Below are 14,267 nucleotides of genomic sequence, written 5' to 3' on the forward strand. Positions count from 1 at the left end.
AAGAGAATAAATAATGATTTTTAGCTTTTTTCCGTATGAGTGTATTAAATAGTTAATCTGGGTTCTGTATTACCGCTTGTAATAAAAATTATTTAAGATAAATTACTTGTAACTATCTCTTAAAAGCTTACAATCTAGTACTTTCACTTTTCAACAATTAATTACAATCTTCTCCTAACAGTAAAAATTCACATCCTGGGGAAGGTTCATCCCTGAGCATATTTTTTAAGGAGAAACTTTTGTACAAGTCTTCAACAACATCTTCCTTTTCAGCCAAGTCGACTCTACCCGTAAGGTCTCTACTGGCAGCAACATCTAGCACACCGTTATTACTATTAGTGGCAAATACAGAAGTCATGGCTGCTTCAATAAAAGTTTTACTGGGAGCATCTCGATTGAATAGAACCTTAATATCCAAAGGATTCCACATTGTCAGAAAATTATTGGCATTTTGACCACTACTAAACTGCGTATGCAAAATAGGAGGATCGTAAGTGGTTGCCGAAGATACCACTTGCTCAATATCCTCTGATTCCAGTCCTAGATTATCAGTTTCAGTTTGGTCAACAGAACAATATTGTTGAACTAATTGCCCTTTATCTGCTGAACCTCGACCATGAACACCAACAACAAAGCCATTGCCGTCAAATACCGGTCCTCCACTCATTCCTGGGCGAGTTAGATCGATATAAAATAAGCTATAACCGTTTTCTCCTTGACTTGTGTCGATTGTTCTCGTCATAGGAGCCCAGGCAAGACGTCTTTGCCTTCGAGCAACTTTGCCTCGACACTTACCAGTCTTAAGATCCTTTTCTTTTTCGGGATCTGGCCAACCTGAAATATAGACTGTGTCACCGAGTTCGATATTGCTTACATCACCAATAGAAGCAATAGGATACTCTTTATCACTGCGAAAACTAACTACAGCTAAATCAGTTCCAGCTACTCTTCCAGGCACTGTAATTGAGTAGCAACCAAACCGGATCAAATTCTCGCTAGTAATACCTTCTTTTAGAGGACAATTTCTACCATCATCAACCTCAGTAATGGGATGAACTAGACCATCGCTAGTCCGAATTCCATGAGGAATATTTAATTTTAAATACCTTTGTTTGAGGTTATGAGTGACAGTTAAGACGTAATAGTTATTCTTTTGCCTGCCAATAATCACACCTGAACCAGGATTCCAAACTCCATCAGCATTACTTTTGCTAGCTAAGGGATTGTTGCGATTTTCCTCTAACTCTTTGATTAATTCAGGAGTCAGTCCAGGAGCAATTAAAACAGTAGTTTGTCTGGCAATTGAGTTAATTTCTTCCAATGACAACTCTGGTAGAGCTTCTGATGACAATTCAGTTAAAGCTGGCGAAACTACCATCAAACTTAGGAAGGCAGCACTAAAAGACTGAATAATAAGTTTTTTTAAAGCGAACATTTTTTTAAAATAAAGACATCATTGTCTCATATTGTAAGAATATCTACAACTGTAACAACAGATAATGTTGCCAAATTTAATAATTATTAAATTTTAATCACTTATTGCAATTACTCATTGCATTGATCACTTACTGCCAGTTACCTACTAAAACATAAGGAGCCCAATAATAGGGATGAGGGGGTAATTGTTTCAGCTCTGGTAGAGGAGGGTTAGTTCGTAATGACTCAATTAGAGATAATTGGGCTTTCTGCAAAGCATCGGCTTTTTTAGCAGATGGATTTTCAAACTCACGATAAAACTGACTCATCAGTCGAGCCGTAGAAGCATCTCCAACTGACCAGAGAGAAGCTAAGGTACTGCTAGTTCCCGTGCGCACTGCTACTCCTGCTAGACCTAAAACAGCTCTTTCATCTCCTGTAGCGGTATCACAAGCACTAAGTACTACTAATTCTGGTTTTTTACCATTGCTCGATCTTAACAGTGTACTAAGAGTCTCAATGTCAATAATATCGCGATCGCCTGTGATAATAAATGTTTGTTGAGGATCGGAGCTAAACAGTCCATGGGTGGCTAAATGAATCACGGAAAAATCAGTTTGTAGTTGTTGCTCAATACTTTTGGTGGTAAATTCTTGATTGAGTAACTGCTGGGACTTAGGAAAAATAGCCTTGATTTTGCTTAACTCTTCAGGAACATTGGCTAAAGCCGGAAAAATTTCTCCCTGAATTACTACTTGCTCACTCAAACCTGCGGCTAGGACTTTAACCTTACTTCTGGCTGTTTGTTTGGTGTTGAGCAACTGTAAACTAGGAGCAAGGGCTACCGCATACTTTTCTAATAAGTATTGCTGACCATCGTAAAGTGCTGCCATCGGCACGTTTTGTAACTGTCCATTGAGGACAAAGACTAAGGTATGAATTTGTTGAGCTGCCAATTCTGTTTCTAACGGTTCAATCAACCAACTATAAACTTGTTTTAGCGTTGGTAATAGGGTCTGAGTATTTTCTTCTAATTCTTTGGGATTAAGGGGCGTAGTACTAAAAATATTGACCGCTGAATTGTTGACGCTTTGATTGTATAAGCTATCGTAAAGCAGATCTAAGGTTTGGTTGACCTCTTTTTCGGCAATCGGGGTGCTAAATCTTTGTAAAGGTTTTCCGGCTACGGAGAGAATAACCTCTAAGCGATCGCTCAATACTATAGGATAAAGTACAGCAGCTTGAGAATCGAGATCATCAATAGTCACAGCGATATCGGCTGTTTCCGAACAAGGATCTTGAAAATAATTATCTAGTTCTGCTAACTGCAAAGATTCTATAACTTGGCGAGCTAACTCTAAATTGTTATTAGAATCGTCTTTTTGGGTATTCCTGGACTTGAGGGAGGTAAGAGATTTAAGCTTTGAGGAATTGTTATCTGTCTGTAACAGTAAATTTGCTAGCTTGAGATATACGGGTTTGACCTCTTGGCGGAAGTCAAATTGAACGACCTGATTATTCGTGTTCAAATCTGTACGCAGTGACTGGAGAGTATTAAAGGCAGAAGTATAAGCCACGATCGCTTCATCAGTTTTTCCCTGCTGTTCTAATAGTTGACCTAATTGAGATTGCCACAAATAAGTAACTTCTCTGGCATCACCGTTGATATTTTGTGCTTGCGCCAAAATTAGAGCTTGATTAGTTAAAGCGATCGCCTTGGTCAACTGACCTGTTTGACCATAATGTTGACCAAGATATCCTAAAGCATAGCTCTCAGCGATTTGATCTTCTATAGTTTGGGCTTGTTGAAGAGCCGTATTTAAAATTGATTCAACTTGGGCTCGATCTCCCAGCTTAATTAGGCTTTTCGTATAATTTATCCGAGCATAAATTCCTTGGTGGCTAGGAGCTATATTGAACCAACTGTCTTCAATAGCAGTAACTAAACTAGAACTAGTTTGAGCTAATTTAGCCGTTAACAAGTCAGAAAAGTTTGTTGCAGCTTCAGTTAAGCCAATTTGCCCGAGCCGTTGCCAAGATTTAATGCGTCGAGTGGTTTGTTCTTGCCACCAGTCTTCAATCTCAATTAACAAACTTAAATAATTAAGCTGAGCTTGAATTTGAGTGAGCGGTTTGGCAAGCTGGTCGGCAACAGTTTTTTCATAAGCCTGAAAAGCTTTTAAATATGGTTCTAACGCCAGTTCAGGATCTTGACGGTCAATAATTTCTGTGATTTTGTTGTAATTCCAGCGATCTCGAACCTGATTGCCTAAGGCTTGTTCAATATTGCCTAATGCCAGTAATGTTGACCCCCATTCAGGAGAATTTTGGGTTGCTGTTGCGCTCAATTCCAGCATTTTTCGAGATTGAGCGAGCATTCCTCTACGTCGCAGCACATCTCCTAAACTACGTAAGCCGATACCTTGGGTGATAGTTAATTTAGAATTTGCTTTTGTTGTTAATGATTGCCGCAATTTCTCTAGCTGTTGATCAGTACAATCAGGATGCTGGACTTCAAAAGCTTTGAGTAAAGTGTTACAAGCTTTAGGATATAGTCCCAATTCCTGCAAAGCTTGAGCTTGATTGATGAAACTTTTACTAGCTCCCAGGCGATCGCCCTGTTCTTGAAATATAGTCGCTGCCTGCTGCCAAGTAGTTGCGGCAGAAACCAATTTACCCGTACGATAAAGCTGCTGGGCTTCTTGCGCTAATTTTAGAGCATTAGGTGCTTGAGATTGACCTGGCAGATGAAGAGCGACTGCCAAACATACTGTAATAATAAAAACTAAAATACGACGCTGCATTTGCTTAACGAGATTATTTCTAAAAAATTAATTAACTTAAAAAATACTAAAGTCCAATTGCAAATAAACTCCATTTTCTTGCCAAGTGCGATCTTCTAAATCGTGATTGATTAGAGGAATGCCCCAATCAATACGAGCAGATAGTCGGTCTTCTGTAACTAAAAGTAACCCGAATCCTGTTCCCATCAAAGTACTAAACTCTGTTGATTCACCATCAGCATTCCAACCCGTACCAAAATCGATAAAAGGACTAAACTGCAAACTGGTATTAATTTTGTCAAAGTGAGCAATAGGCAGTCGCAACTCTGCGGCAGCAGAGAAACCATTATCCGTTAGCAAAACATCTTGACGATAGCCGCGTACGGTTGTCGCACCTCCTAAACTAAACTGCTCTGTTGGGATCAAAGGATCTGCTGCTAACTGTAATTGAGAACGCAATAGGATAGTTGACCCAATCGCCGGATTACCTTCCGGTGTACTTAGTAATCTGAGATATGATAGCTGTCCTCGCCAAGCAAAAAACTGGCTGTCGGGCTCTTCTTCACTAGTTGTAGCGTTGAAGGCATTTAGACCGAAATTGAATTGAGAGCGAGCTGAAATAACCTGTTTACGATTACGCTGCAGCCATTCTTGACCAAGACTTAAAACTGAAGTGCGAATCTCGCCATCTTCATTGGCTCCGGGAGAGAGAGCTTCTGGAACATCCAAAATTGAAGTATCGCTTTCTCGTCTAGATGCAGTTAGGCTTAAAGCTAATTCCTGGGTTACTTCGGGAGTGGCTTTTTGAAGTATAGGTTGTCTCCAGGTTAAATCATAATTACGGGAATTGATATCAATATCAGCATCGTCAAAGGGTGGTTCGACAATTTGATTTTTAGCAATTCGGAAATCAAAGCTGAGGGAACCGTCACGAGAATTCAGGGGTAAAATATAACCTCCCTCGTACTGGTTACTACCGTCAGTATTGTAATATGCAAAACGAATGCCATCGCCAATACCAAATAAATTTGCTTCTCTCAGTTCAATACCTCTTTCAAAGGTGCCAATGCTTGGATTACGATTATTGTTTAATCTCGCTTGTAAACTAAAAGTATCTGCTCCAGTAACTGACACTGCCAAAGTATTAGTACCTGGTTCTATTCCTGCTGATAGCTCCGCATCTAGGCTGGCGATTAAAGGGTTGAGTTGGAGTAATTGTAGTGCTTCTTGAAGTTGATTAATGTTGAGAGGGGTTTGAGTTTTCCTCTTTAAACGGTTTCTAATGTAGTCTTCGTCTAACCTTCCCTTGACAACGTTAACTTCAATTTCTGCCAAGCTCCCCTCAATTATTTGAATTTGGACTACTCCTGAATCCAGATTTTGCTCTGGTACGTAAGCTCCCGAAGTAATGTAGCCTCTGGCAACATAAAGCTCAGTAATGGCATTAGCGGCTTGAATTAGTTGGGCAAAAGAAATTGGTTGACCTGTAAAATTAGCGATCGCCGCCTTCAATTCTGCCTGGCTAAAGACCGTATTGCCAGCAAACTGAAATTGTTCGACTGCAATAGAACCAGGAATATCCAGAACAGATTCGGGTACTGGAGGAGCATTCAGGGATTCATTTAAGGGATTAGACCTAGGTGGTAGAGGCTGAGGTTGCCGAGGTTGAGGGCGATCAGGGGTTAACGGCTCGAAAGACTGCGCTGAAACTGAGTTGGGTTGACGAAATACAGCAAGTAAAAAGATTAAGCTATAACTAAATAGTTTGAATAGCTTCTTAATGCCTTGGGGTTGACTAGAAGCAGACAATTGCCAGCTAAGAATTAAAGTCCGATACAATAAAACTTCCCATTGACTAATCTTTAGCTGAGGACTACTTAATCGTTTATTTGGATAGTCTGCTAAATCAATTAAAGACTTATGTGATTTTACGGACAGATATAGATTAACTTTGGGTCTAGAAGAACGTGATTCAGCGAACATGACAGTTGGAAGAATTAAATTGAAGAGGATTAGCAGCAGTAGATTGAGCTGTCAAAACGACTACTCCCTTGGAGTTTGTGTACCAGTTACGAGCAGGTGGGGGAAATGTAACTTGACGCTCAATTTGTTTTTCTTCTGTTCCCTGATTGTGTTGCCGAGCAACTCCCAAGCTAACCAGAGATTCACTAGTTAATGGTTCATTAGGACGAGGTGGCAACCCGCCACGTCCACTGAAAGTTAGCTTACTGGTATTTGGTTGAGAGGTCACACCACAAGCTAATGCCACTGTCTCTTTGGGTTGGGTTAGCTGTATAGGTATATCTATCACTTCCAAATTAGGATTCGGATCGAGGGTATTAATATTGATTACCCCATCAAAACCTACTTGTGAGCTGGCACTAATACGACATTCTTCACAGATAAACAATCCCTGAGTATTAATATTGATTTGACCACCTTGACCCATATTGGCATCGGCAGTCAGTTGGCTAGCTTCCAACAAAGCAAAATTATTAGTTTGAAGATCGATGTTACCGCCATCAGCATTGTTACTAGCCGTAGCGGTTATTGTGCTGTTACCGCGTCCAAAAATATTGTCAGCAATTAGATTAATATTGCCACCAGTATTAGAGTTAGTTGCAGCAGAGATCGTTCCCTGACGGTTGAGAAAAATTGAATCTTCAACTTCAATCTTTAAATTACCAGCATTTCCTGTTCCGATACTCTGCACGTCAATACTTGCCCCATCCTTAACTGTCAAATTGCCCGCGCTAATCTCGATATCTCCTGAAGATCCACTAGCTTCTTGTTCGGGGAAAGCTGGTCTACCGGAAGCTGCTACTAGACCACCTCGCTTCATGTTGTTCATTGTGGTGATACCAGTTAACTCAATGGCATCAGTAGCCTTAATTGTCAAATCTCCCCCGTCTCCAGAACCTATAGTTGTAGCTGCAATTTCTGAACCATCTCTAACCAATAAATTACCGGTCAAAATTTCTACATTTCCAGCCGCACCACTGGTAAAGGAACTAGAACTAATCCCACTAGCAAATCTGGGATCGTCAAAAGTACCTGTGATTTCGAGAGTATCTGCAACTTCAACTGCAATATTGCCACCATCTCCGCCGCCACCAAAGTTCAGACCACCGCGAATAAATCCTCCCGTATTGCTACTAATAAAAGCATCATCGATGGTTAAATTTTCGGTTTTAAGGTTGATATTACCTCCTTTGCCGGTACCGATGCTGGTACCAGAGTAAATTCCGGTAAATAATAGTGCTTCTTGAGGAGTATCCTTTAAATTGACCAGTTCGGCAGCATTTAGATTAATATTACCGCCACTCGCATCACCAAAAGTAGCATTAATAATTGTTGCTCCATCTCGGAGCATCAACCTCTCAGTATCAATCAGAATATCACCCGCCTGAGCAGAATCTGTGCTGTCTAATCCTGGACTAATTTGTAAGGCAGAGCCTACTATTTCTATATTTTGGGCATTAACTTCTAAATCTCCACCTCTACCGTTGGTAAAAATTGGGCTGAAAATAATTCCTCCTTCAGTCAGACTCAGAGAATTAGTATCGATTTTCAGATTACCCGATGTCCCATTGAGGGCTGTCCCAATGAATATCCCTGTCCCCCTAGTACCTGGTTCTAGGGTGCCATCTAAAGCATTGGCTTGAAAGGTCTGTTGAAATTCCTCAAATCCAGTTCCAGTTATGTTTAATGATTCGGCGATTTCAAGAGTAATATCTCCTCCTTTACCTGACCCAAAAGTAGTCGTGGTGATAAAAGAGCGATCGCTGATATTTAAAGAATGAGTAGAGATTTTAATTTCACCTCCATCTCCGGTACCAAAGTTATCACTGACAATTTGACCGCCACTATTTAAAGTTAATGAATCGGCTACCTGCAACTCAATTGTTCCCCCTGCTCCCTCTTGAACTGCTGCGGTAATGCCACCATTGGTATTGATCTTAAGTAAATCAGCTTTAATATCTAAGTTCCCTGCACTTCCCGTACCATCATTACGGACTGTTACTTGCCCCCGATCCATCACTTGCAACTGTGGGGTATTAATGGTGATACTCCCAGAGTCACCACTGGGTACGTCAGGCAAGCCGAATAATTCTCTCACTGGGGGATCGAGAATATTAGCCGAAGCAGTAATTAAGCTAGGGTTAATTGAACCAGGAAAAGTTCCTTTCACTTCAATAGATTCCGAGGCGTTGATAGTGATATTGCCTGCATTACCTATTGCTGTAGCGGAAGCATCGACTCTAGCACCATCGTGAATTACTAGTTTAGGAGTGTTAATTACGACATTACCAGCATTTCCAAGACTACCACTGCCTGCCGTGATTTGACTGGGAGACAAAACCACTGAATTGGCTCCAATTAATTCTACTGATTCTGTAGCATCAACCTGAATATTCCCTCCGGAGCCTGTTCCCATCATGCTTCCTGTTACCGAAGAAATATTGGCACCATCAAGAGCTGTAAATTTTGGGGTAAAGACTGTTACATTTCCAGCATTGCCACTCCCAAAAGTTTGCACAGAAATTGCACTAAAAAGACCAGGATTAATCTCAGAAAACCCATCAAATCTAATTAATTCACTGGCATCGACGTTGACGTTTCCTCCAATAGCGCTACTAGAGGTGGTGGAGATAATACTTGCTCCTTCCTCAATCACTAGCTGCGGTGTGGTAATGTTAACGTTCCCTCCTTTAGCTGTACCCAAAGCTTCAGTATATATACCACTGGCAACTTCACCTTCTGGTTCTGCGCCAACGATGGTCAGGGATTCCGCCGCATCAACACTAATGTTCCCCACTGTTCGATCAGCTAAATTTTGCAATATTAATGCCGAACCATCTCGCAGAGAAACTTGTTTACCCGATAGATTTAGAGAACCATTATTATCACCACTAGCATCAACCAAAGCTTTTTGCGCTAAGTTGATATTGCTAAAACTTGATACATTTCCATAATCAAAAGCCCAACTTTCAGAGTTGAAATCAAGTCCGACCATACCTAAGTTGATACTACCAAGCTCAATTTTGCCTGACTCTGCTGTTAAAGTCCCCCCTGTCAAAGATAGGTTATTACCAATTAAGGCTAAAGTCCGACCTGAATTGACCTTTAAGCCTCCCACATTGCCTCTGGTAAACGGGGAGAAAACAGGAGTTGCCAGACTCAGGTTATGTCCTACCCCCTGAACATTGATTGCCCCCGAATTTTGTCCAAGCTGCAACCCCACAGGAACCGTAACTGTTAATAAGGGCGGATTAGTCGTATCCCTAGCACTAAATATAGTGCCATCTTCAAAAACCAAGCTGTCTGCTGTACTGCCCAGAAAAGATCCCCCAATGTCTAAGCTCGCATTAGCACCAAAGTTAATCCCCCTGGGGTTGATCAAAATTAAATTGGCGTTACCGTTAGCTCGAATCAAACCATCAATATTAGATATGGAGTTACCAGTTACGCGACTCACTATGTTATTGATATCAATAGCATTATTAAAAAAAGCAGTATTCCCTGTTGCCACAGAAAACTCTTGGAAGCTGTGAAACAAATTTTCCCCTCTGGTTGTTCCACCTGTTATCTCAGTAACATTATCAGAGCGATTAACTTGGGTTGGAACCGTTTCATCAGATGAGATTTGAGCTGTTACTGGGGTGTTAATGTTACTGAGGAAAGCCGCAGTCAAAATTCCTCCCCAAACCAGAGAAAGAGTTGGTTCTACATTTAACTGAGCCTTACTTTTGCCACAATTTGGCTTAATTTGACAACTGGTTCTTTGACTTGATTGTTGTGATATCCCGTTAAGCTTTTGCCATACTTGATGATTTGTTTGTTTGATATTTCTAACTATCATCTGACGAATAAATGTCCTATTTTATTGTATTTTGCTCAAGCCAAGCGGAGTAGATACAATCTATTGCTATTCTTTAGCAATGGAAAATCGATTAATTCGCTGATTAATTTACTCTCAAACCCCTTCATGATCGTCAATTTTAGAAATCTTGCTCAAAATGCTGATTATGTTTGGGGTTAAGTTACTTTAAAATACAATTATTTCTATAAAAGTGATCCTCAAATCATATATTAGTATTATTACTATGTGGTATATACTTAGTATCTTAATACTAAAAAAGTAGTTTATAGCAGAAAGAACCATGGACAATTCAAGTTATTTAGCAACTTTAGTAACAGTTCCTACAATAGCTCTAGTGACTGTAGGCTCCTTTTCAACTCCAGGAGAAGCCTCCGAAGCAGTTGATGTCACTTGTGTTCAACAAGCTTCTGTTCCTACAGTAGTTGCAACTTTTTCTAATCAAAAACACTCACAGGTTACTCCCATCTTGTCATTTTTGCCGCAGTATTTTTCTGCAGATGATGGTTTTCGCCACTGTCAAAAAACTGCTCAAGCATTACAGGTTTTCTACGCTCAAAATCGAATGAATTATTTGGCTAGTGACACCATTGATGAGAAGCCAGTAGTATGTGCAGTGGAAAGAAGAGGTCTAAATTGCAACAGTTACGGCAGTGAAATATTATTTTCTTTGGCCAAACCAGTTAGCCCAACTGAATTACTATATAGCATGTTAGACAGGAATTTTAAGGGTTCTCAACCTCCCTCCTCAAGAACTGTAAGTCGCATTTATACTGACTTAAGACCTTCTTGGTGGCCATTACCCTTTTAACTGATAAGCTAATCAAGTCTGGAAATTGTCAAAACTCAACTAATTTATTGAGTCGAGTTTAAGCATATGCTACTTTAAGATACAGTTATTAATAGAACAAAATAATCTAATTAATCTAATTGTCTATTATTAATTAGTAGCATCTGTTTTTAGCTTCTACAGCTGCATCGTAGTCTGATCTTAGCTGAATGGCTTGCTCAAAAGCATCAATGCCTGCCTCAGGGTTTAACTGTGAATCGCAAAGAGTTTTGCCTAAATAAAACCAAGTTTGTGCCTGTTTTGCTTCTGTTAGTTGTTCATTATCCAGAATTTCGGTAAATTCTTTTCTAGCTTCTTGGTAACGTTTTGCTTGGGTTAAAACAATTCCTTTCCCTATCTGGGCGGCAAAATAATTAGGAGTGTATTCTAACGCACGATTATAAGTCATCAACGCCATAGCATATTGTTTTCTCCTTCTATAGCTATTGCCTAAATAAGTTAAAGCGATCGCGAATTCGGTGCTAACAGCTTTTTTGCCTTTAGCTGCTTCCAATTCTTCTAAAATTTGGATTGACTTTTCGATTGCGGCTACAGACTCCTCATACTTTCCTAAAGCGTTAAGAGACTCACTTTTATTAATCAAAAATATCGGTTCCTTTTTATTTAGGGAGATTGCTGTCTCAAAAGCAGTAACGGCCTCATTTTCTCTTTTAAGGTTGTGGAGCGCTTCTCCTTGACAATTCCAAGCATACAAAGCCTTCGGCTCAATGATGGTTGCGGTAGAGCAAGATTCCCGCATTTCATCGTATTGTTTTAATCCGGCTAAAGCATAACCTCTATTTGTCCAAGCTTGAAAATAATTGCTATCAACTTTCAGCAGACGATTATATTCCAGAATCGCTGGTTCAAAATCACCTTGTTTTAATAGTTCATTTCCTTTTTGAAAAGCTGTTTTGACTGCTATCCGTTTAGACATAATATTTAAAAATATCGACAATAAACTAATTAGAGCCAGTAGTAGCAGAATTGTTCTGGGTTGAAAAAAGCTAGGTCGACTTTTAGACACAGGAACTACTGCCGTCGAGTTTTCGGGAACAATAGCAATTGCGGAGATATTGTGATTAGTTAGGTTATCCAATTCTTTTTGGACCCAACTTCGATTGAACACCGATTGATATATTCGATTGGCTACTATTAGCTTTTGTCCTTGCTTGACTAATAATCCAATATTAATTAGTTCTTGCTGCTCTTGACTGTCGTCAAGCAACACCTCTTCTTCTAAAACTCGTTGATAAAGCTTGAGTAGCTTTGACGATTCGCATTGTTGATTTTTGAGCAATCGAGATTTTATGGCTATTAGATGCTGACCACTTTCCTGATTTTCCCAATCATGAATTATCTTTGTTTTGACTAAATAATCAACTTGTTGGGCAATATGGTCTTGACTATTTGAAGATTGATTGTCGGCAATGAGTCGAAATACTCTCTGAGTTAGAACAGATTGTCCTCCAGTCCAAAAAAGAACTTTTTTAAATACTTTCTCAGAATAGGCATTTTGATCCTCTAGTTTTAATAACTTGTATTTGATTTTGAGAAACTGCTCGTGTATTTTCTGAGAATAGTCAAGTTGATTAATCGAGTTTAAAATCTTGGGTTCCGAATTCTTGGTTATAGCTCTAGTGGTATGATTCTGGTGTTTATAGTCGGAAGCAAGATATCTCAAAAAAAAGTCTACCGTCTTTTCCTTAAGCCAACCTTTAGCGATCGCTAATTCGCCAAATTTTAGCTGGGTATGCATCTGTTCTGCCAAAATAATCTGGATTTGTTGTTCGGTTAACAACGCCGCCTGTTTGAAGTATTGACCGATAGGTTGTTGTTTTTTTTTGGCTACTAAAGTCGGCCACTGCTCGGCAAAAAAATTAGCTGTCTTCGAGTTGATACTCCCTTGAGAAGCTAGAATTTCACCGATTCGTAAATTGTCATTACTTTGGCTTTGTTGTTGTAGAGCATGCTGGAGCTGTTTATGAGAAACAAGACCAGCCAGCTGCAGAACTGCGCCAAGGGGAATGTTATTTTCTGAGTTAGACACAGTCTTTAATTTAAATCGCGAAAAATATTGTAATACTCAATTATTCTGGATGTAAGTATATTTTCATCCAAATATTCAAAAAATTATAGATTAGCCAAGTGTAATGATGTAGGTCGCACCTCGCTAAACTCATCCTAAAAGCTTTGGCGCCGACATGCCGACATTAATGTATATAGACAACATTATAAGTCTAATATGAATTATAAACACGATAGAAAATATTACGCAAAAAGTAAATATTTAATAAAGCTTAATCTTTTATTAAACTCAGCGTGTTTTCATAAGTTGCGCCTATGAAAAATAATTTCTAACCGAAATAAGGCTCTGAATTGCTTAAGGGCAAATTTATATTCTACAGACAACTTTAGCTCGAAAGTGACTCGGAGATATACATAATTATGACCATTACATGGACGACTTTTTCAATTCGCCTCCTAGTAGGATTTTTATTGGGTATGGGTATTGGTATTGAAAGACAATGGCTCAAAACTAGAGCGGTGCTAAAAACCAATGTACTAGTAACCCTCGGAGCAGCAATTTTTGTCATGCTCTCGATTATGACTCCAGGTGATGCCAGCCCTACCAGAATATCCGCACAAATAGTATCTGGAGTTGGTTTTTTAGGTGGTGGTGTTATTTTGCGTGAAGGAGCAAGTGTTCGAGGAATTAACACCGCAGCAACTCTTTGGTGTGCGGCAGCGATTGGTACCTTGGTAGGCTCCGGTTACTTAGTACATGCGTATCTCAGCACGATAGCGGTTGTTGGGGCTAATTTATTATTAAGACCACTAGTGGAGGCTTTTAAGCAGCAGACCGATGCTCAAGTAAATCGTTGGCCTCAAAATAAAACCTGGCAATCAGAAAAAAACAGTAAATCTTCATCAGTAACTGCTCAAAAATCAAACTCCCCTCAGATATATGACTTAACTGTTCCTGGTGTTCAGCTTGCTCCTGTAGGTAATTCTAATCAATACAGCTGTCACTTAATCTGCTTTCGAGAAGTCGAGACCAAAGTGCTTACGTTAATGGTTAAATTTGCTAGAGAACGAAATTTAATTGTTGTAGGGATGCAAAGCAGAAATATTAATCATGGAGTAAGGTCTGGAGAAATACGAGTAGAGATTAACGCCAATTTTGAATCTCAAGATATTCAAGTTAAGTTAGAAGATTTAGAGGAAATTGTGAGCTTGCTAAAAGCTGAAGCCAAGGTCACATCAATTGCCTGGCAATTATTATCAGTCAATACTTAGAATTGAATATTTAAATTATTAATATTTAGGATCTTTTACTTAATCCTACTTTAAAAAA

General features: G+C 39.5%; 7 protein-coding genes. 2 read left to right on the forward strand and 5 right to left on the reverse strand.

The window, feature by feature from the left end; genetic code table 11:
* Nucleotides 1-157 precede the first annotated feature (157 nt).
* The 4 genes from PLEUR7319_RS0122115 to PLEUR7319_RS0122130 all read right to left on the reverse strand — a co-directional run bounded on the left by PLEUR7319_RS0122115 (nt 158) and on the right by PLEUR7319_RS0122130 (nt 10,062).
* Nucleotides 158-1,435 carry a serine protease gene (locus tag PLEUR7319_RS0122115; RefSeq protein WP_019507420.1) on the reverse strand — a complete coding sequence of 426 codons (1,278 nt, stop codon included), beginning with the start codon at nt 1,433-1,435 and terminating at the stop codon, nt 158-160.
* Between the two features lie 130 nt (nt 1,436-1,565).
* A complete protein-coding gene (locus tag PLEUR7319_RS0122120; protein ID WP_019507421.1) occupies nt 1,566-4,220 on the reverse strand; it encodes a CHAT domain-containing protein in 2,655 nt (884 codons plus the stop codon).
* Nucleotides 4,221-4,256: 36 nt separating this feature from the next.
* Nucleotides 4,257-6,182 (reverse strand): ShlB/FhaC/HecB family hemolysin secretion/activation protein, encoded by a 1,926-nt coding sequence (locus PLEUR7319_RS0122125; protein ID WP_019507422.1) that lies wholly within the window; start codon nt 6,180-6,182, stop codon nt 4,257-4,259.
* Nucleotides 6,172-10,062, reverse strand: coding sequence for a filamentous hemagglutinin N-terminal domain-containing protein (locus PLEUR7319_RS0122130; RefSeq protein WP_019507423.1), 3,891 nt, complete (start codon nt 10,060-10,062; stop codon nt 6,172-6,174). Before PLEUR7319_RS0122130 ends, PLEUR7319_RS0122125 begins: the two co-directional genes overlap by 11 nt.
* A gap of 301 nt (nt 10,063-10,363) precedes the next feature.
* Here PLEUR7319_RS0122130 and PLEUR7319_RS0122135 point away from each other — a divergent pair, with 301 nt between their 5' ends.
* Complete coding sequence (locus tag PLEUR7319_RS0122135; protein ID WP_019507424.1) at nt 10,364-10,891, forward strand: COP23 domain-containing protein; 528 nt, start codon at nt 10,364-10,366, stop codon at nt 10,889-10,891.
* Nucleotides 10,892-11,024: 133 nt separating this feature from the next.
* On the opposite strand, the gene PLEUR7319_RS36385 is transcribed toward PLEUR7319_RS0122135, so the two are convergent.
* Nucleotides 11,025-12,959, reverse strand: a complete 1,935-nt coding sequence (locus PLEUR7319_RS36385) for a tetratricopeptide repeat protein (protein ID WP_019507425.1) — start codon at nt 12,957-12,959, stop codon at nt 11,025-11,027.
* Between the two features lie 398 nt (nt 12,960-13,357).
* Here PLEUR7319_RS36385 and PLEUR7319_RS40220 point away from each other — a divergent pair, with 398 nt between their 5' ends.
* A complete protein-coding gene (locus tag PLEUR7319_RS40220; RefSeq protein ID WP_019507426.1) occupies nt 13,358-14,209 on the forward strand; it encodes an MgtC/SapB family protein in 852 nt (283 codons plus the stop codon).
* Nucleotides 14,210-14,267: the final 58 nt, after the last annotated feature.

Source organism: Pleurocapsa sp. PCC 7319, from assembly GCF_000332195.1.
GTDB lineage: Bacteria > Cyanobacteriota > Cyanobacteriia > Cyanobacteriales > Xenococcaceae > Waterburya.

Bases quoted from the DNA above. Each gene is read 5' to 3' on its own strand.
- PLEUR7319_RS0122115 (WP_019507420.1), bottom strand. From the start codon at position 1,435: ATGTTCGCTTTAAAAAAACTTATTATTCAGTCTTTTAGTGCTGCCTTC.
- PLEUR7319_RS0122125 (WP_019507422.1), bottom strand. From the start codon at position 6,182: ATGTTCGCTGAATCACGTTCTTCTAGACCCAAAGTTAATCTATATCTG.
- PLEUR7319_RS0122120 (WP_019507421.1), bottom strand. From the start codon at position 4,220: ATGCAGCGTCGTATTTTAGTTTTTATTATTACAGTATGTTTGGCAGTC.
- PLEUR7319_RS0122135 (WP_019507424.1), top strand. From the start codon at position 10,364: ATGGACAATTCAAGTTATTTAGCAACTTTAGTAACAGTTCCTACAATA.
- PLEUR7319_RS40220 (WP_019507426.1), top strand. From the start codon at position 13,358: ATGACCATTACATGGACGACTTTTTCAATTCGCCTCCTAGTAGGATTT.
- PLEUR7319_RS0122130 (WP_019507423.1), bottom strand. From the start codon at position 10,062: ATGATAGTTAGAAATATCAAACAAACAAATCATCAAGTATGGCAAAAG.